Raw genomic sequence first — 18,869 nt, 5'->3', positions numbered from 1 at the left:
CGGGATTCGCGCCGTTCCGCGCCGGTATCCCCTTGGAATCTTACAAAAGTTTAATCCAATCGACAGGGCGCTGTAAGGCGACGCGCCCCATATTGCCTGTCAGTCGTACGGCGATGCCCCGTCGCCGTCCTCCAAAGTTTCGCTTCACGCTTGAACTGAGAATGTTCGACAGGAGAACACCGACCGATGACGAATAATTCCCCCCGACGCGCCGGCTGGACCGCCGCCATCATCCCGTCCTCCAAGCGCGCCCTGATGGCCAGCGTCCTGGCCCTCGGCGTTGCCGGCGGCATGATCGGCCAGTCGGCCCTGGTGCAGTCCACCCCGGCGCTCGCCGAAAGCGCCCAGACGACCATGAAGCCGTTCAGCTTCGCCGACCTCGCCGAGAAGGTGAGCCCGGCCGTCGTCTCCATCAGCGTCAAGACCGAAGCCACCCCGAACGTCTCGTTCTTCCAGGAATTCCCCGACTTCCCGGACGGCCATCCGCTGGAGCGCTTCTTCCGCCGCTTCGGCGAGGAACGCTTCGGTAACCGCGGCGACGACCAGGGCAAGCGCTGGCGCCACCGCCGCGGCCGCCATCCCTATGCCATGGCCCAGGGCTCCGGCTTCCTGATCTCCTCCGACGGCTACATCGTCACCAACAACCACGTCGTCGACAACGCCGAGGAAGTGACCGTCACCGTTCAGGGCGGCAAGACCTACACCGCCAAGGTGATCGGCACCGACAAGAAGACCGACCTCGCCCTCGTCAAGATCGAGGACAATGGCGGCTTCCCGTTCGTCTCCTTCGCCGACAAAGACGTGCGCGTCGGCGACTGGGTGATGGCGGTCGGCAACCCGTTCGGCCTCGGCGGCACTGTCACCTCCGGCATCGTCTCGGCCCGCGGCCGCGACATCGGCGCCGGCCCCTATGACGACTTCCTGCAGATCGACGCCCCGATCAACCGCGGCAACTCCGGCGGCCCGACCTTCGACCTCGACGGCAACGTCGTCGGCGTCAACACCGCCATCTACTCGCCCTCCGGCGGCTCGATCGGCATCGGCTTCGCCATCCCGGCCTCCACCGCCAAGGAGATCGTCGCCGACCTCAAGGACGACGGCAAGGTCGTGCGCGGCTGGCTCGGCGTCCACATCCAGACCGTCACCGACGACATCGCCGAGAGCCTTTCGCTCGACGAGCCGACGGGCGCCCTGGTCGCCGAAGTGCAGCCGAACAGCCCGGCGGAAAAGGCCGGCCTGAAGACCGGTGACGTGGTCACCGCCGTCGACGGCGAGAAGATCGACAACTCCAAGGAACTGGCCCGCGTCGTCGCCGCCTACCAGCCGGACAGCACGGTCAAGGTCGAGGTCCTTCGGGGCGGCAAGGCTCAGACCATCGACGTCAAGCTCGGTCGCCTGAACGACCGCGTCGCCAGCGCCGACCGCGACAGCGGCAACGGGGACGACACGCAGTCCTCGAGCACCTCGCTGGAAGATCTCGGCATCGCCGTCGTCCCGGCCGCCGAGACCGGCGCCGCCGATCAGGGCGTCGTCATCACCGACATCGATCCGGAGAGCGATGCCGCCGCCCGCGGCCTCAGGGTCGGTGACGTGATCCTGGAAGTCGCCGGCACCGCCGTCGAATCCCCGCGCGACGTCGCCCGTGCCATCGACGACGTCAAGGGCTCCGGCCGCAAGGCGGCGCTGCTCCGGGTCCAGAACGGCGACACCGCACGCTTCGTCGCCATCCCGCTCAGCCGCGGCTAGCCCCTCCGGCCGCAGCAAGATGTCCGGTTCCGTGGTGCCTCATCCCCGATCCCCCCACACGGAACCGGCGTCACGGGACGGCAGGCCTCGCCATCCGGCCTGCCGTCCCGGCCTTTTTCCGGGGACGCGTCACGGGCGCGTCCCTTTCCCCTTTTCTGCCCCGTCCGGTTTGTCTGTATAGTGCGCCCCATGCGGATTCTGGTGATCGAAGACGACCGCGAAGCGGCGGTCTATCTCGGCAAGGCCCTCAACGAGGCCGGCCACGTCGCCGACCATGCGCTGGACGGCGACACCGGCTGGCAGATGGCGGCGACTGGCGGCTACGACGTGCTCGTCGTCGACCGCATGCTGCCGAAGCGCGACGGCCTGTCCATCGTCGCGGAGCTGCGCCGCTCCGGCGACCGCACCCCGGTGCTGATCCTCTCCGCCCTCGGCCAGGTCGACGACCGGGTCACGGGCCTGCGCGCCGGCGGCGACGACTATCTCGCCAAGCCCTATGCCTTTTCCGAACTGCTGGCCCGGGTCGAGGCGCTAAACCGGCGCCAGAAGCCGGAACACGCCGAGGTGCTTTACAAGGTCGGCGACCTGGAGCTCGACCGGCTGTCCCACACCGTGCGCCGCGGCGGCCAGGAGATCACCCTGCAGCCGCGCGAGTTCCGGCTCCTGGAATACCTGATGAAGAACGCCGGCCAGGTGGTGACCCGCACGATGCTGCTGGAAAACGTCTGGGAGTACCATTTCGACCCCCAGACCAACGTGATCGATGTGCACATGTCGCGCCTTCGCGGCAAGATCGACAAGGGCTTCGAGACGCCCCTGATCCAGACCGTGCGCGGCGCGGGATATGTGATCCGTGACGGCGCTCGGTAAACTCTTCCGCACCACGGCGTTCAAGCTGTCGGCGATCTATCTGGTGGTGTTCGCGGCGCTCGCCGTGTTCATCATCATCTACATCGCGCACAATACGTCAGAGGTTTTGGGCCGCCAGCTCAACGAGACCATCGACGAGGAGATCGGCGATCTGGTCCGGCAATATGACCGCGGCGGCATCGGCCGCGTCGTGCGCTTCGTCGATCACCTGTCGCGCCGCCCCGGCGCCTCGCTGTTCCTGGTCACCGACTTCAGCGGCAATGCGATCGCCGGCAACGTGGCGAGCGTTCCGGCCGCCGTGCTCGCCGATCCCGACGCAAGGCCCCAGCGGTTGCGCTATGCCCGCTTCGACGGCACCGGAAACGAGGTCGGCGACCAGTTGGCGCTGGTCAAGGTGGTGGAACTGCCGAGCGGCTTCCGGCTCCTCGTCGGCCGCGACATCGGCGAGCGCGAGCAGTTCCGCGACGTCATCCGCCAGGCCTTCCGGATCACCATCGTCGTCATGATCGCGCTCGGCCTCCTGTCCTGGTTCTTCGTCAACCGCCGGGTGCTGAAGCGCATCGATTCGGTGTCGGAGACCAGCAAGCAGATCATGTCCGGCGACCTGTCCGGCCGCCTGCAGATCACCGGCACCGGCGACGAGTTCGACCGGCTGGCGGAAAACCTCAACGCCATGCTCGGCCGCATCGAGCAGTTGATGATCGGCCTCAAGGAAGTCTCCGACAACATCGCCCACGACCTGAAGACGCCCCTGACGCGGCTCCGGAACCGGGTCGAGACGGCGCTGCGCGAACCGATCGACGCGGCCAATACCCGCGATGTGCTGGAACAGGTGATCGAGGATTCCGACCAGCTCATCCGCACCTTCGATGCGCTGCTCGCCATCGCCCGGGTCGAGGCTAGTTCCTCCGGCGTCGTCATGTCCGACATCGACATCGCCGAGATCGCCGCCGAGGTCGCCGAGATGTACGAGCCCGTCGCCGAGGATGCCGGCATGCGCTTTTCGGTCGACATCGCCGGCCCGGCCAAGATCCACGGCAACCGCGAACTGATCGCCCAGGCGCTCGCCAACCTCATCGACAACGCGCTGAAATACGGCAAGCCGGAAGAGGGGGCTGACGAGGGCGCTGCCGAAGGCGAGGACCGCAACCAGATTTCGCTGAAGGTTTCTCGCGACGGCCCGGCGGTGGTCGCGACCGTCGCCGACCGCGGCCCCGGCATTCCGGAGGCCGATCGCGACAAGGTCCGCCAGCGCTTCGTGCGCCTGGAAGCCAGCCGCAACGCGCCGGGCTCCGGCCTCGGCCTCAGCCTTGTGCAGGCCGTCGCGCGGATGCATAACGGCGACCTCGATTTCGCCGACAACGATCCGGGCCTCGTCTCCAAATTGAGGTTTCCGGCAAGATAGGCCGCGGCCGACATGCGTCGCGGCCTCAAAAAAGCCAGGGAGGCGCGGCCATGGCCGAAACGGGCGCAACAGGGACCGAAGGGGCAACGGGCCCCCTTGCCGGGCGCATCACCGCGAGCGTCCCGCCGGCCGAGGCGGAAATCGCGGAAGGCCTCGTTGCCGACCTTCTCGCCCGCGCTGAGGCTGCCGAGGACGGCGAGACCGTCATCCGTCTCGTCAAATCGGATCCGTCGCTGGCCATCTTCCTCGGCGGCGTCTTTTCCAACGCCCCCTATCTCCGCGACATCGCCCTGAAGGATCCCGCGTCCCTCGGTGTCATCCTCGAAGCGGACCCGACCGAATTCATCGCCGGTCTCGTCGACGAGGCGCTTGCGCCCGCCGAGGACGAGGCCTCGCTGATGACGCGGCTCAGAAAAATCAAGGCGAAGGCCGCGCTCGCCATCGCCCTTGCCGATCTCGGCGGCGCCTGGTCGGTCGTCGAGGTCACACGCGCCCTCAGCGACATCGCCGATGCGGCGCTCAAGGCGACCGTCCGCTTCCTGTTTCGCGACTACGCCCGCCAGGGCAAGGTCGAGGGGCTGAACGAGGACGACCCGGAGGCTGGTTGCGGCTATGTGGTGCTGGCCATGGGCAAGCACGGCGCCCGCGAACTCAACTATTCCAGCGACATCGACCTGATCATCCTTTACGCCGCCGACCGCGCGCCCCTGACGGACCGCTCGGACGCCGCCACCTTCTTCGTCCGGCTGACGAAAAGGCTGGTGAAGATCATGCAGGAGAGGACGGCCGACGGCTATGTCTTCCGCGTCGATCTTCGGCTCCGCCCCGATCCCGGCGCCACCCCCGTCGCCATCTCGCTTCCGGCCGCGCTCACCTATTACGAATCCATGGGCCAGAACTGGGAGCGCGCCGCCCTCATCAAGGCCCGCGCCGCGGCCGGCGACAAGGTCGCGGGCGACGGTTTCCTCGCCGAGATCGCCCCGTTCATCTGGCGCAAATATCTCGACTACGCGGCGATCGCCGACATCCAGTCGATCAAGCGCCAGATCCACGCCCATAAAGGCTTCGCCGCCATCGGCGTCGCCGGCCACAACGTCAAGGTCGGCCATGGCGGCATCCGCGAGGTGGAGTTCTTCGTCCAGACCCAGCAGCTCATCGCCGGCGGCCGCAACATGTCGCTGCGCGGCAAGCGCACGCTGGAGATGCTCGACGAGCTGGTCCATCTCGGCTGGGTCGACGGGGCGACCCGCGACGAGCTCGCCGCCGCCTATGCGTTCCTGCGCGGCATCGAGCACCGCATCCAGATGGTCAATGACGAGCAGACCCAGCTCCTGCCGGAGGAGGAGGGGGCCCTGATGCGCGTCGTCCGGCTTGCCGGCTACGACGACCTCGACGCCTTCGCCGCCGACCTGCGCCATCACCTGGAGACCGTGCGCGGTCACTATGCGGAGCTGTTCGAGGCCGAGCAGCAGCTTTCCGGCAGCCTCGGCAATCTCGTCTTCACCGGCGACGACGAGGACCCGAACACGGTGGAGACCCTTGCCGGCATCGGCTTCAAACAGCCGCGCGAGGTGATCCGCGCGATCCGCGCCTGGCACTATGGTCGCTATCCGGCGATGCGCTCCACCCGCGCCCGCGAGGCCCTCACCGAACTGACGCCGGCGCTGCTTGAAGCCCTGGCGGCAACCGAAAACGCCGATGCCGCGTTCCGCGCCTTCGACGAGATGGTCTCGCGCCTGCCGACCGGCGTGCAGCTCTTTTCCATGCTGCATTCCAATCCGAACATGCTCGGGCTCATCGCGGTCATCCTCGGCGCCGCGCCGCGCCTCGGCCAGACCATCGCGCGGCGGCCGCGGGTGCTCGGCGCCGTCCTCGATCCGGCCTTTTTCGGCACCGTGCCGAGCGGCGAGGAGATCGCCGGCCGGGTCACCGACTTCCTCGCCGAGGCCCGCGACTACGAGGAAAAGCTCAACCGTGCCCGCATCATCGGCCAGGAGCAGATGTTCCTGATCGGCGTGCGGGTGCTGACCGGCACCCTCTCCGCCAGCCAGGCCGGCGATGCCTTCGCCACCCTTGCCGGCGTGCTCGTGCGCACGCTCTTGGAGGAAGCGACCGCGGAGATCGAGCGCGCCCACGGCACCTTCCCGGGCGCAAAGGTCGCGCTCTTGGCGCTCGGCAAGCTCGGCGGCGGCGAGATGACCGCGGCCTCCGACCTCGACCTGATGCTGCTCTACGACATTGACGAGGACGCCAAGGAATCCGACGGTCGGCGCGGGCTGGCACCGAGCCAGTACTACGCAAGGCTGACCCAGCGGCTGATCGCGGCGCTCTCCGCGCCGACGCCCGAGGGCACCCTCTACGAGGTCGACATGAGGCTCAGGCCGTCCGGCAATGCCGGGCCGCTCGCCACCCATGTCGCGGCCTTCGAGCGCTACCAGGCCAAGGACGCCTGGACCTGGGAGCACATGGTGCTGACCCGTGCCGCCGTCATCGGCGGCGATGCGGCCTTCGGCGAGCGGGTCCGGGCCTGCATCGACGAGGTCCTGGTGCGCGAGCGCGATCCGGCAGCGCTCGCCTCCGAAGTCGCCGCCATGCGCTATCGCATCGAAAAGGAAAAGGGCACCGACGATCCCTGGGACATCAAGCAGGTCGCGGGCGGCCTCGTCGACATCGAGTTTATCGCCCAGTACCTGCAATTGGCCTTCGGCCGCAAGCACCCGGAGATCCTCGCCCGCAACACGCTGAAAGCCTTGACGAACGCGCTTCGCGCCGGAGTGCTGGGTGGCGGCGATGCGGAAGTGCTGATCCCGGCGATCACCCTCTACCAGGACCTGACCCAGATCCTGCGGCTCGCCATTGCCGGCCCGTTCAAGGCGGAGGACGCGCCGCTCGGGCTGAAGGAGCTACTGGCCAAGGCCGCTTCCCTGCCGGAGTTCGCCCGGCTGGAGGTGCATCTGAGGGAAACCGAGGCGGAGGTCAGGAGCGTCTTCGAACGCCTCGTCGGCCCGGTCGCAAAGCCGGAAGAGGGATAGGCCCTCAGACGTCCAGCGTCGCCTGGACCTCGTCGGGTTCGGCCGGCCCGGGCAAGCGGATGGCAACAATGGTGCCGACGCCGATTTCGGAACGGATGTCCATCTCCCCGCCATGCAGCTCGATCAGCGAGCGCGAGATGGCAAGGCCGAGGCCGGCGCCCTTGTGGCTCTTGGTGAACTGGTTCTCCACCTGCACGAAGGGCTGGCCGAGCCGGTCCACGTCGACGCGCGAGATGCCGATACCGGTGTCCTCGATCTCGATGTTGAGGCCGCCGTCGGCGCGCCGGGCGCGCACCGTCACCTGGCCCCGCTCGCCGGTGAATTTCACGGCGTTGGACAACAGGTTGATGATGATCTGCTTCATCGCCCGCCGGTCGCCGACGGCTTCGGCGTCGTTCGGCAGGTCGGCGTTGATGGTGATGTTCTTCTGCGCCGCTTCCGGCGACATGATCCGGGTCGACTCCCGGACGATCTCGTTGAAGTCCAGCGGCTCCATATTGAGCGACAGCCGCCCGGTCTCGATCTTCGACATGTCAAGGATGTCGTTGATGACGTCGAGGAGGTGGGTGCCGCTTTCGTTGATGTCGGAGCAGTACTCCATGTACTTGTCGCAGCCGAGATCGCCGAACATGCCCTGCTGCATGATGTCGGAAAAGCCGATGATGGCGTTCAGCGGCGTGCGCAGTTCGTGGGACATGTTGGCGAGAAATTCGGACTTGGCTTTGTTGGCGTCTTCCGCGCGGGTCTTCTCGTCGGCGTATTTTTCCGCCAGCTCGACCAGTTGCTGGGCCTGGGTTTCCAGCTTCTTGCGCGACTGGCGCAGGTCCGCGACGGTCGCCATCAGCCGCCGCTCGCTGTCCATCAGCTTTTCCTCGTGGCGCTTCAGGGCCGAGATGTCGGTGCCGACCGACACGAAGCCGCCGTCCTTGGTCCGCCGTTCGCTGATCTGCAGCCAGCGGTCGCCTTCAAGCTGTGCCTCGTAGCTGCGCGCGCCCTGTTCGGCCCGGTCGTCCTCGATGATCTGGGTCATCACGATGGGCTCGCGCGCCTCGCGCATGACGTCTTCATAGTGCGTGCCGGCGACGATCGCACCCGCCGGCAGGTCGAAGAACTGCTGGTACTTGGTGTTGCACATGACGAGGCGGTTTTCGGTGTCCCAGAGGACGAAGGCCTCTGAGATCGTCTCGATGGCGTCGCGCAGCCGCATGTCGGCGGTGGCGGTGCGCTCGGCGAGCTTGCGCTGCTCGGTGATGTCGACGGCGATGCCGATCAGATGGGCCGAGCCGGCCGGCGTTTCCTTGACCACCTCGGCCCGGATCTGCAGCCAGATCCAGGTGCCGTCGGCGCGGCGCATCCGGAACACCCGGTCGACGATGTATTCCTGGTCGCGCAGGAGGTTCTCGGCCAGCTCGTAGAGGCTGCCGTCGTCGGGATGGACGAGGGCGTTGACCTCGCCGAAGCCGATCAGGTCATCCCGCGGCGGCATGTGCAGGATATCGTACATCGATGTCGACCAGAACATCCGCCCGCGCGACAGGTCCCAGTCGATGAGGCCGCAGCGGCCGCGCTGCAGCGCCGTCTCGATCCGCGCCTGGGTGCGCGAATAGATGGTGTCGGCCTCATGGGCCCGGGTCGACTGGGCGAAATAGGCATAGACGAGGATGATCAGGGTGCCGGCGGTGCACACGAACAGCGAGACGTGCGACGACACCCGCATGCGCCAGTCCGACAGGATCGCATCGACCGGCTGGACGACGGCGACCATGCCGACCCGGCCGCTGATGTGGCGCACGGTGGCGATGACGTCCTTGCCGTTCGGCAGCGTGTATTCCAGCACCCCGGCCCGGGCCCCGAAGGTGGTCAGCGGTTGCGAGTAGCCGAGATATTCGGTGAGTGCGTGGCCGTCGAGGTCCAGCCGTGCCGGTGCGGAGGCGGCGACTGCGCCGTTGGCGTCGGCGACGAGGATCATCCGCTCGTCGCTGGTGGCGCCCGGCGGCAGGGAGTCGGCCAGGGCGGCCCTGAGCGCGGTCTGGAAACCGGCTTCGGGCAGCTTCGGCTCGGAAAGATTGAGCTGCGAGGCGAGCGCGGTCGCGATCAGCGACAGCTCGTCCTCGGCTTCGGCCTTGACGTCGGCGCGGTCGTTGATGAGGGATGTCGCCCGCACCAGCGCCAGGGTCACCACGAAGACGATGATGAGAACGGGGATCGACCGGCGGATATAGGGCTCGGCCTTCAGGAGCCGGCTGTAGGCCGGGCGGGCAAGGAGCTTGACGTGGCCGCGCAGGACATCGTCATCGTTCGTCTGACGGACGAAAAAACGGCGAATCCAGTCGCTCGCATGCGCAGCAATAGCCCGCGCCATGCCAGACTCTCCAGTTGTTGAATTGAAACTGCCTCAGATCCGGAAACGCCGCACCGCCGAATCAATTTCATTTGAATCGACGCGACTCGCCTTGTCCAGAGTCGGTTTAAAAAAAAGTGTCGCAGATACTTGGTATGCGCTGGCTATTGTCGCGCGGCTGCAGAAACGGGCTGAAATCAGCCCGGTTTCTGCTTTCGGTCGGAAAGAAAAGTGGATAGATGTTGTGGCTAGTCGAGCGATCGAGACACAATATCTTGGACATCGGCTGACAGCGGCGTCGTTGCAGCGACCTGCCGCAATGCCGCCTCCGCGCGCTCCCGCCGTTCCGGCTCCAGCGCCCGCCAGGACCGGAACGCGGACAGCAGCCGTGCCGCAACCTGCGGGTTCGATCGGTCGAGCCGCAAGACCGCCTCGGCGACGAATTCAAAGCCGGCGCCGTCGGCCCGGTTGAACTGGGTCGGATTGCCGGTGGCAAAGACGCCGATCAGCGAGCGCACCCGGTTCGGATTGGACCAGGAGAACGCCGGATGGCCGGTCAGCTCCTCCACCTTCGACAGCGTCTCGGCGAACGGGGCCGCCGCCTGGACCGCGAACCACTTGTCGATGACGAGGGGATCGCCGGCGAACCGGTCGTGGAAATCGGCAAGCGCCTCCGCGGCGGCCGGCGCCGAGGCGTTGACCAGCGAGGTCATCGCCGCCAGCCTGTCGGTCATGTTGTCGGCGGCAAGGTAGTGGTCGCGGGTGCGCGCCTCGGCTGCCGCGCCGCCGGCGGCAAGCAGGTAGTCGAGGGCGACGTTGCGCAGCGCCCGCCGTCCGGCGGCAGCCGCGTCGGGAGAATAGGGCCCGCTGTCGGCAAGGCCGTCATAGAGCGCACCGAAGGTGTCGCCGAGCGCCGTGCCGATGGCGGCGCGAAGGGCCGTGCGGGCCGTGGCGACGGCGTCCGGATCGACGTCCTCGCCGATGTCGCGGGCAATGTCGGTCTCGCCGGGAAGCTGCAGGGCGAGCGCCCGGAACGCAGGGTCGAGGCCGTCGTCGCCGGCAATCGCGCCCATGGCTTCGAGGAATGCGTCGTCGGTGGGGGTCGGCTTGCCGGCATGGGCGGCGGCCGTTGCCTCGGTCAGCAGCCCCATGGCCAGGTTCTGGATCGCCTGCCATCGGTTGAACGGATCGCCGTCATGGCCGGCAAGGAACGTCAGGTCGGCGGCGGTGAGCCCGCCGACCAGCTTCACCGGCGCGGAAAAGCCGCGCAGCAGCGAGGGCACCGGTAGTGCCTTGACGCCGGAGAATGTGACCTTGTGGCGCTCGTCGACGACGTGGATGGTGTCGCCGCTGACGGTCGCGCCGGAGACCGCAGCGTAGGAGAGGTCCTGGCCGTCCGGGCCGACGAGGCCGAAGCGCACCGGGATGTGCATCGGCTTCTTGACCGGCTGGCCCGGCGTCGGCGGGCAGGACTGCTCGAAGGTGAGGGTGAGCTTTTCGCCGGCCGCATCGAACGCGGAGGTGACGGCGAGCGCGGGCGTTCCCGCCTGCTCGTACCACAGCATGAACTGGGACAGGTCGGTGCCGGTGGCGTCCGCGAACGCGGCGAGGAAATCCTCCACCGTCACCGCCTGGCCGTCATGGCGCTCGAAATAGCGATCCATGCCGGCCCGGAACCCCTCCGGCCCGAGGACGGTCTTCAGCATGCGGATCAGCTCCGCCCCCTTCTCGTAGACGGTGGCCGTGTAGAAGTTGTTGATTTCCTTGTAGGTGTTCGGGCGCACCGGATGGGCGAGGGGGCCCGCATCCTCGGCGAACTGGTGGCTCTTCAGGAGCCGGACGTCGCTGATGCGCTTGACCGCGCGTGAGCGCTGGTCGGAGGAGAATTCCTGGTCGCGGAAGACGGTCAGCCCTTCCTTCAGGCAGAGCTGGAACCAGTCGCGGCAGGTGATCCGGTTGCCGGTCCAGTTGTGGAAATATTCGTGCGCGATCACCGCCTCGATATTGGCGTAGTCCTGGTCGGTGGCGGTCTGCGGATCGGCGAGGATGTAGCGGTCGTTGAAGACGTTGAGGCCCTTGTTCTCCATCGCCCCCATGTTGAAGTCGGAGACGGCGACGATCATGAAGATGTCGAGGTCGTATTCGCGCCCGAACGCCTCCTCGTCCCACGCCATGGAGCGCTTCAGGGCGTCCATCGCATAGGCACAGCGCGGCTCCTTGCCCGGCTCCACATAGATCTTGAGATCCACCTTGCGGCCCGATTGGGTCGTGAACGTATCCTCCACCACGCCGAGGCTGCCGGCGACCATGGCGAAGAGATAGGAGGGCTTGGGGAACGGATCGTTCCAGACCGCATAGTGGCGGCCGTCCGGCAGGTCGCCGGAATCGGTCAGATTGCCATTGGCGAGCAGGATCGGCGCGTCGTCCTTTTTCGCCTCGATGCGGGTCGTGTAGACGGCGAGCACGTCCGGCCGGTCGAGGAAATAGGTGATGCGCCGGAACCCCTCCGCCTCGCACTGGGTGCAGTAGTTGCCGCTGGAGCGATAGAGCCCCATGAGCTGGGTGTTGGCCGTCGGGTCGATGAGGGTCTCAACGGTCAGCGTGAAGGCGCCGTCCGGCGGCGCGGTGATGGTCAAAAGGTCGGGCGTCGCGTGATAGGCGTCCTCGGAAAGCCGCTTGCCGTCGACCTTCACTGACTGCAGGCTCAACTCGTCGCCGTCGAGCCTGAGCGGAGCGTTGCGCGGTGTGCCGCTGTTGCGCCGGATTGCCATTTCCGCGCTCACCCGCGTCTCGGTCGGATCGAGCGCGATGGTGAGGGTGATGGTGTCGATGCGGTATTCCGGCGGGCGGTAGTCGGCGAGGCGCACGGCGCTGGCGGTTTCGTTCTTCACGCTTGTCTTTCCGTTCGATTTTTCGCGTCGGGCGGGCGCCCCGGCGCGGGGATCCAGTGTTTGCCGGTTACGCGACTTTGCCGGCCCGGTAAAGCGGCAAGGCTCCGCCCCGGTCCGGTAGTCCGATCACAACGCGCCGCAAGGACGCTTCGTTCCGCCTTGCTGGCACCGGCATTTGATCCATGATAGGGGTGTTTTCCGCTTCATTTAAGGCCCCCGGCCGGAACCTTTTTCGGCGCCCGGCGAGGCAAGGCCATCGACAGCGTGGGAGTTGAGCAATGTCCGATGCGGCAGCCGCATTGAACGCCAAGGGAACGCCGTCCGGCGGCGGGCGTTTCCAGTGGGACGATCCGTTCCTTATGGAGCAGGATCTGGAAGAGGACGAGCGCCTGGTGATGGAGGCGGCCCGCGCCTATGCCCAGGAAAAGCTCCAGCCCCGCGTCGTCTCCGCCTTCCGCGAGGAACGCTTCGATCCGGAAATCATGACGGAGATGGGCGAACTCGGCTTCCTCGGCTCCACGCTCCCCGAAGAATATGGCTGCGCCGGCGCCAGCTACGCCATCTACGGGCTCGTCGCCCGCGAGATCGAGCGCGTCGATTCCGGCTACCGGTCTGCCATGAGCGTGCAGTCGTCCCTCGTCATGCACCCGATCCACGCCTATGGCTCGGAGGAGCAGCGCCGCAAATATCTGCCGAAGCTCGCCACCGGCGAGTGGATCGGCTGCTTCGGCCTGACCGAGCCCGACCACGGCTCCGACCCCGGCGGCATGCGCACCCGCGCCGAAAAGGTCGCCGATGGCTACCGGCTTACCGGCACCAAGATGTGGATCTCCAACTCGCCCGTCGCCGACGTCTTCGTCGTTTGGGCGAAGTCCGACGCCCATGACGGCGCCATCCGCGGCTTCGTCCTGGAAAAGGGCATGAAGGGGCTTTCCGCACCGAAGATCGAGGGCAAGATCTCGCTGCGCGCTTCTGTGACCGGCGAGATCGTCATGGACGGCGTCGTCGTGTCGGAAGACGCGCTGCTGCCGAACGTTTCCGGCCTCAAGGGTCCCTTCGGCTGCCTCAACCGTGCCCGCTACGGCATCGCCTGGGGCGCCATGGGCGCCGCGGAAGCCTGCTGGCACGCCGCCCGCGACTACACCATGGAGCGCAAGCAGTTCGGCCGGCCGCTCGCCGCCAACCAGCTCGTCCAGAAGAAGCTCGCCGACATGCAGACCGAGATCGCCATCGGTCTGCAATCGTGCCTGCGCGTCGCGCGCCTCTTCGACGAGGGCCGGGCGGCGCCGGAAATGGTGTCGCTGATCAAGCGCAACAATTGCGGCAAGGCCCTCGATATCGCCCGCACTGCCCGCGACATGCATGGCGGCAACGGCATTTCCGAGGAGTACCATGTCATCCGCCACATGGTGAACCTGGAGACGGTCAACACCTATGAGGGTACCCACGACATCCACGCCCTCATCCTCGGCCGCGCCCAGACCGGCATCCAGGCCTTCTGCTGAGCAGGCCGCCGGCGGATCGGAGATGCTCTGATGACCATCGAAATCTGGCTCGCCTTCGTTGCCGCCGCGACCGTGATCCTGATCCTGCCGGGGCCGACGGTACTCCTCGTCGTCGCCTATGCCCTCGGCCAGGGGCGCCGGGTGGCGCTTGCCATGGTCGCCGGCGTCGCCCTCGGCGATTTCGTCGCCATGACCGTGTCGATGGCCGGCCTCGGTGCCGTCATGCTGGCCTCGGCGACGCTGTTCACCGTCATGAAATGGATCGGCGCGGCCTATCTCGTCTATCTCGGCATCAAGCTGTGGCGGGCCGATGCGCGGCTGCCGGCCCTTGGAGCGGAGGACGCACCGCCGGTGCCGCTGACGGGCGCCTTCACCCACGCCTTTGCCGTGACGGCGCTGAACCCCAAGAGCATCGCCTTCTTCATCGCCTTCGTCCCCCAGTTCATCACCCACGATGCGCCGCTGCTGCCGCAGCTCGTCGTGCTTGAGACTACCTTCGTGGGGCTTGCCGCCGTCAATGCCGCCGCCTACGCCGTCCTCGGCGACCAGCTCCGCAAGCGCATGACGAAGCCCTCGGTGCTGCGCTGGCTGAACCGGGCAGGGGCCTCCTGCCTCGTCGGCATGGGTGCGGCGACGGCCGCCATGCGCAACGGCTGACCGCGCGGAGGGATCGATGGCGCAAGAAGTCTTTGCTGAGGGCGGCTGCCATTGCGGCAAGGTGCGCTACCGCATGCTGAAGAAGCCGCTCATCGTCCATGCCTGCCATTGCCACCAGTGCCAGTGCATCACCGGCAGCGCCTTCGTCCTCAACGCCCTCGTCGAAGCCGATGCCGTGGAACTGATCTCCGGCACCGTTTCCAGCTTCCATTTCCCCGGCACCTGCCACACCGCCTTCTTCTGCCCGGACTGCGCCACCCATGTGTGGAGCACCTATACGGGCGGGCGCCTGTCAGCCTGCCGCTTCGTGCGCGTCGGCACCCTCGACGATCCGGATCTTGCGCCGCCGGACGTCCACATCTTCACCTCCTCAAAGCAGGCCTGGGTGCCGATCCCGGAGGGCGTTCCACAGTTCCCGGAGTTCTATCGTCACAAGGACGTCTGGTCGGCGGAGAGCCTTGCCCGTATGGAGCCCTACTGGGAAAAAGCCCGGGCAAGCGGCAAGGCATGACAGTGAATTATCCTATCGACCGCCACGGCCGAAAGGCCCGCCCATGACCGCGCCGCTTTCCGGGGTGAAGGTCGTTGAACTCGCCCGCATCCTCGCCGGTCCCTGGGCCGGTCAGACGCTCGCCGATCTCGGCGCCGACGTCATCAAGGTGGAAAGCCCGGCCGGCGACGACACCCGCACCTGGGGCCCGCCCTTCGTGACGGGGACTGAGGGCGAAAAGCTCGACGCCGCCTATTTTCACGCCTGCAACCGCAACAAGCGCTCCATCGGCATCGACTTCCGCAATGCCGAAGGCCAGGCGATCGTGAAGAAGCTGATCGCCGGCGCCGACGTGGTCATCGAGAATTTCAAGCTCGGCGGCCTCAAGAAATTCGGCCTCGACTACGACAGCCTCAAGGACACCAACCCGCGCCTCGTCTACTGCTCCATCACCGGCTTCGGCCAGACCGGACCCTATGCGGCGCGCGCCGGCTACGACTTCATGATCCAGGGCATGGGCGGCATCATGGACCTGACCGGCAATCCCGACGGCGAGCCGATGAAGACGGGCGTCGCCTTCGCCGACCTCTTCACCGGCCTCTACGCCACCATCGGCATCCAGGCGGCGTTGAGGCAGCGCGAGGCTACCGGCCGCGGCCAGCACATCGATATGAGCCTCCTCGACGTCCAGGTCGGCGTGCTCGCCAACCAGGCGCTCAACTATCTCGTCTCCGGCACGGCGCCGACGCGCATGGGCAACGCCCATCCGAACATCGTGCCCTATCAGGTGTTTCCGGCGAGCGACGGCCACCTCATCATCGCCGTCGGCAATGACGGCCAGTTCGCCCGGCTCTGCGCCGTCCTCGGCGTTGCCGAGCTTGCCGCCGATCCGGCCTATCGCAGCAACGCCGACCGCGTCGCCAATCGCGCGGAGCTGATCGCGCTTCTGACCGAGCGGACCCGCACCTTCGCCCGCGATTCCCTCCTTGCCGAACTGGAAAAGGCGACGGTGCCGGCCGGTCCGATCAACAGCGTCGCCGACGTCTTCGCCGACCCCCAGGTGATCGCGCGCGGCATGCGCTGCGACCTGCCTGCGACGGACGCGGATGGCGGCACGGTGCCGTCCGTGCGCCTTCCGATCGTCTTCGGCGATGCGGAGATGGCCGCCGACCGCGCCGCCCCGCGCCTCGGCGAGGACACCCTCGATATCCTCACCGATGCCGGGTTCGATGCGGAAACCGTCAACCGGCTCCTTGCCAATGGGGTCGTCGTCGGCCGGTAGCGACGACGCGCCCCGAACCTTACGCCGCTTTCACGTGAGCCTGGCCGTGAGGCAAGTTATACTTGCGGCCATGAGACGGGAAAGGAAAGGGAAGGATCGCCGGCCGCGGTCGATCCGCATGGCGGTGCTGCTGTCGGTGGCCTTCGGCGGCCTCGTCGCCGTGACCCTTGCCGCCGGCCTGACGGTCGCCGTCCTTTCCAACTACCGCAATACGGTCTCGCTGCTCGACGACAAGGCGATGCTCCTGATGCACGCCTTCGAGGACGGCCTGCGCCGCCACCTGGAGCCGTCGCGCCAGTCCGTCACCCGGCTTGCCAGGCTCTACCGCGACTCGGACCTGACCATCGGCGGCGCCTCCATGCAGTCGATCCTGATGGGCGCGCTGATCGGCCGGCCGGGCGTCGACGTCATCCTGGTCTACGGCCCGGACCTCAACTGGTCCGGCGTCGTCCGCCACACCGACGGGACGATCCAGCGGATCAACGAACAGGCGCCGCTCAGCGAAAAGGTCATCACCAAGCTGCGGAGCATCAAGGCGGACGACGGGACGCGTTGGACGGAACTGCTCTATATCCCCTCCGCCGAAACGGTCTACACCAGCATTGCAGCGCCGCTGGAACGCGGCGGCAGGATCGACGGCTATCTCGTCGCCGCCATTTCGACCAAGCGTCTGTCGGAACTGACCCGCGAACTGGCCGTCGCCGGCGCCACCGCTTTCATCCTCGACGGCGACGGTCGGCTGATCGCCCATTCCGACGCGGCGACCCTCAAGCTCGGGTCCTTCCGCTCCTACGAACACCCGACCGTCGATCCGGCAAAAGCCGGTGACGGGGTGCTCGCCGCCCGCGGCCGCTGGGAGAAGATCGACGGCTTCCCGAAGACCCAGAAGGCCGGCATCACCATTGCCGAGTTCGACGGGGCGGATGAGAACGGGGAGGCGCGGGACGGTCCGCCGGACATCATCCTGACCTCGCAGCTTGCCGGTTTCGGTCCGCAGGACTGGACCATCGGGATGTATCTTTCCGGCAGCGACATCTCCAGCGAGATCCGGCGCCTGTGGGGCAGCGCGATGATCGGGCTCGCGTCCCTTGTCGCCGCCGTGCTGCTGTCGTTCTGGCTCGCCCGGCGCCTCGCCCGCCCGCTCGCCCGGGTGTCGCTGCAGGCCTCGCGCATCGCCAATCTCGATATCGAGGATGTCGACGACCTGCCGCCGAGCCGCATCCGCGAGATCGATACCACGGCCAGCGCCTTCAACAGGATGCTGGAGGGCCTTCGCGCCTTCACCGTCTACGTGCCGCGCTCGCTGGTCGCCAAGCTGGTGAAGAGCGGCATGGCCGAGACGACCCGCTCGCGCGAGGCGACGCTGACGATCATGTTCTCGGACATCGTCGGCTTCACCACCCTGTCGGAATCGCTAAGCGTCCAGGAGACCGCGGCGCTCCTCAACCGTCACTTCGAAATCCTCGTTGCCTGCGTGGAGGCGGAAGGCGGCACGGTCGACAAGTTCCTCGGCGACGGCATGCTCGCCTTCTGGGGCGCGCCCGACCGGCTCGAAAGCCACGCCGATGCGGCGGTCAGGACAGCGATCGCCATCGGCCGCGCCGTGCGGGCGGAGAATGCGGCCGCAGCGGCCCGCGGCGATCCGGTGCTGAGGCTGAGGATCGGCATCCACACCGGCCCGGTGATCGTCGGCAATATCGGCACCTATGACCGGGTCAACTACACAATCGTCGGCGATAACGTGAATGTCTGCCAGCGCATCGAGGCGGAAGGAAGGGTGCTAGCGCCGGGTGCCGAGGTCGCGATCCTGGCCAGCGCCGACACCCTCGCCGCGCTCTCGATCGCCCCGGGCGCGACGTTCGCCGGAAGCCGCCTGTTGCGTGGCCGCTCGGCGCCGGTGGACCTCCATGCGATCGATCCGGCAACGCCCGATACGCAGCTAAGGCCCGGCGCGGCCGCGGATCATAGCCCCGGGAGCCCTGCGGAAACGAAAAGCGGCGAGGCCATCGACCTCGCCGCGGACCGGTCGTGACGGCGGGCGGCGCCTACGGGCAGACCCAGACGCCGCCGCCGATCGACACGCAGCCGCGCCGCCGCCATCCCGGGGGACGGCGCCGGAACCGTTGGCCGCAGCGCACCGGGCGGCAATAGGGGCCGACATGGCGGTGATAGGTCCGCCGGCCCCAGCGGTTCGACCAGGCATAGCGGCAGCGCCGGTGGCAGCGGTGGACCTTGATGATGTTGTCGCGGAGGAGAGGGGCGATCGCCGCCTCGCCGGCGCCGAGCGCCATCGGGCTGCGCGCCTCGCCTTGCCCGGCCGTGCCGAGCACGCAGAGGCCGGCGAGCAGGAGCGCAAAGCCGGCCTGTCGGAGCAATGTGGTCCAGATCATGGGTGCTTATCCGTCTTGTTGAGTCGCGGAGCGCATCGCCGTCGCGGCCGAGCGCTCCGGAAAGCACCGTCCTCCCTGACGGGCGGATGGCACGATTGCATGACGGGCATATCGTGGCGTGCAACAGCCCCACGGGCAAGCGGGCAAAGCGAACCACCCCCGGCGGCCGGCAAAAAAAGCGCCCTCCCGATAACGGAAAAGCTTTCGCGTTTTCGGTGCTTAATTATAATCGCCGATGCCGGTTCGCACGTCCGAGACGT

Annotated in this window: 12 protein-coding genes; 9 read left to right on the top strand and 3 right to left on the bottom strand. The window is 67.3% G+C overall.

Annotated elements, in window-relative coordinates; all coding sequences use genetic code 11:
- The first annotated feature begins 186 nt into the window (after positions 1–186).
- From M2319_RS10995 to M2319_RS10980, 4 genes are all read left to right on the top strand, one after another.
- Positions 187–1,746, top strand: coding sequence for a Do family serine endopeptidase (locus M2319_RS10995; RefSeq protein ID WP_264601504.1), 1,560 nt, complete (start codon positions 187–189; stop codon positions 1,744–1,746).
- Between the two features lie 189 nt (positions 1,747–1,935).
- Positions 1,936–2,616: a response regulator transcription factor gene (locus tag M2319_RS10990; protein WP_264601503.1), complete on the top strand. Its 681-nt coding sequence runs from the start codon at positions 1,936–1,938 to the stop codon at positions 2,614–2,616.
- Positions 2,600–4,021, top strand: a complete 1,422-nt coding sequence (locus M2319_RS10985; RefSeq protein WP_264601502.1) for a sensor histidine kinase — start codon at positions 2,600–2,602, stop codon at positions 4,019–4,021. The genes M2319_RS10990 and M2319_RS10985 overlap by 17 nt, the downstream gene beginning before the upstream one ends.
- 50 nt (positions 4,022–4,071) lie before the next feature.
- Positions 4,072–7,053, top strand: coding sequence for a bifunctional [glutamine synthetase] adenylyltransferase/[glutamine synthetase]-adenylyl-L-tyrosine phosphorylase (locus tag M2319_RS10980; protein ID WP_264601501.1), 2,982 nt, complete (start codon positions 4,072–4,074; stop codon positions 7,051–7,053).
- Between the two features lie 4 nt (positions 7,054–7,057).
- Here the strand turns inward: M2319_RS10980 and M2319_RS10975 are convergent, their stop codons facing one another.
- Together M2319_RS10975 and pepN are read right to left on the bottom strand one after the other, a co-directional pair.
- Positions 7,058–9,415, bottom strand: a complete 2,358-nt coding sequence (locus tag M2319_RS10975) for a PAS domain-containing sensor histidine kinase (protein WP_264601500.1) — start codon at positions 9,413–9,415, stop codon at positions 7,058–7,060.
- Positions 9,416–9,642: 227 nt separating this feature from the next.
- Complete coding sequence (gene pepN / locus M2319_RS10970; protein ID WP_264601499.1) at positions 9,643–12,285, bottom strand: aminopeptidase N; 2,643 nt, start codon at positions 12,283–12,285, stop codon at positions 9,643–9,645.
- A gap of 278 nt (positions 12,286–12,563) precedes the next feature.
- Here pepN and M2319_RS10965 point away from each other — a divergent pair, with 278 nt between their 5' ends.
- The 5 genes from M2319_RS10965 to M2319_RS10945 all read left to right on the top strand — a co-directional run bounded on the left by M2319_RS10965 (position 12,564) and on the right by M2319_RS10945 (position 18,251).
- Positions 12,564–13,790, top strand: coding sequence for an acyl-CoA dehydrogenase (locus tag M2319_RS10965; RefSeq protein ID WP_264601498.1), 1,227 nt, complete (start codon positions 12,564–12,566; stop codon positions 13,788–13,790).
- 30 nt (positions 13,791–13,820) lie between these two features.
- Positions 13,821–14,447: a LysE family translocator gene (locus tag M2319_RS10960; RefSeq protein WP_264601497.1), complete on the top strand. Its 627-nt coding sequence runs from the start codon at positions 13,821–13,823 to the stop codon at positions 14,445–14,447.
- Positions 14,448–14,463: 16 nt separating this feature from the next.
- On the top strand, positions 14,464–14,958 hold the full coding sequence (locus M2319_RS10955) for a GFA family protein (RefSeq protein WP_264601496.1): 495 nt from the start codon (positions 14,464–14,466) through the stop codon (positions 14,956–14,958).
- 43 nt (positions 14,959–15,001) lie between these two features.
- Positions 15,002–16,219, top strand: coding sequence for a CaiB/BaiF CoA transferase family protein (locus M2319_RS10950; protein WP_264601495.1), 1,218 nt, complete (start codon positions 15,002–15,004; stop codon positions 16,217–16,219).
- A gap of 118 nt (positions 16,220–16,337) precedes the next feature.
- Positions 16,338–18,251 carry an adenylate/guanylate cyclase domain-containing protein gene (locus M2319_RS10945; protein ID WP_264601494.1) on the top strand — a complete coding sequence of 638 codons (1,914 nt, stop codon included), beginning with the start codon at positions 16,338–16,340 and terminating at the stop codon, positions 18,249–18,251.
- Positions 18,252–18,264: 13 nt separating this feature from the next.
- On the opposite strand, the gene M2319_RS10940 is transcribed toward M2319_RS10945, so the two are convergent.
- Positions 18,265–18,609 (bottom strand): hypothetical protein, encoded by a 345-nt coding sequence (locus M2319_RS10940; protein WP_264601493.1) that lies wholly within the window; start codon positions 18,607–18,609, stop codon positions 18,265–18,267.
- Positions 18,610–18,869: the final 260 nt, after the last annotated feature.

This window comes from Rhodobium gokarnense (assembly GCF_025961475.1).
GTDB lineage: Bacteria > Pseudomonadota > Alphaproteobacteria > Rhizobiales > Rhodobiaceae > Rhodobium > Rhodobium gokarnense.
Note: the sequence above shows the minus strand (reverse complement) of the source record. Positions and strands in the feature narration are given on the sequence as shown.

Coding starts and splice junctions, on each gene's coding strand:
- M2319_RS10950 (WP_264601495.1), top strand. CDS start 15,002: ATGACCGCGCCGCTTTCCGGGGTGAAGGTCGTTGAACTCGCCCGCATC.
- M2319_RS10960 (WP_264601497.1), top strand. CDS start 13,821: ATGACCATCGAAATCTGGCTCGCCTTCGTTGCCGCCGCGACCGTGATC.
- M2319_RS10965 (WP_264601498.1), top strand. CDS start 12,564: ATGTCCGATGCGGCAGCCGCATTGAACGCCAAGGGAACGCCGTCCGGC.
- M2319_RS10995 (WP_264601504.1), top strand. CDS start 187: ATGACGAATAATTCCCCCCGACGCGCCGGCTGGACCGCCGCCATCATC.
- M2319_RS10980 (WP_264601501.1), top strand. CDS start 4,072: ATGGCCGAAACGGGCGCAACAGGGACCGAAGGGGCAACGGGCCCCCTT.
- M2319_RS10975 (WP_264601500.1), bottom strand. CDS start 9,415: ATGGCGCGGGCTATTGCTGCGCATGCGAGCGACTGGATTCGCCGTTTT.
- M2319_RS10945 (WP_264601494.1), top strand. CDS start 16,338: ATGGCGGTGCTGCTGTCGGTGGCCTTCGGCGGCCTCGTCGCCGTGACC.
- M2319_RS10990 (WP_264601503.1), top strand. CDS start 1,936: ATGCGGATTCTGGTGATCGAAGACGACCGCGAAGCGGCGGTCTATCTC.
- M2319_RS10955 (WP_264601496.1), top strand. CDS start 14,464: ATGGCGCAAGAAGTCTTTGCTGAGGGCGGCTGCCATTGCGGCAAGGTG.
- M2319_RS10940 (WP_264601493.1), bottom strand. CDS start 18,609: ATGATCTGGACCACATTGCTCCGACAGGCCGGCTTTGCGCTCCTGCTC.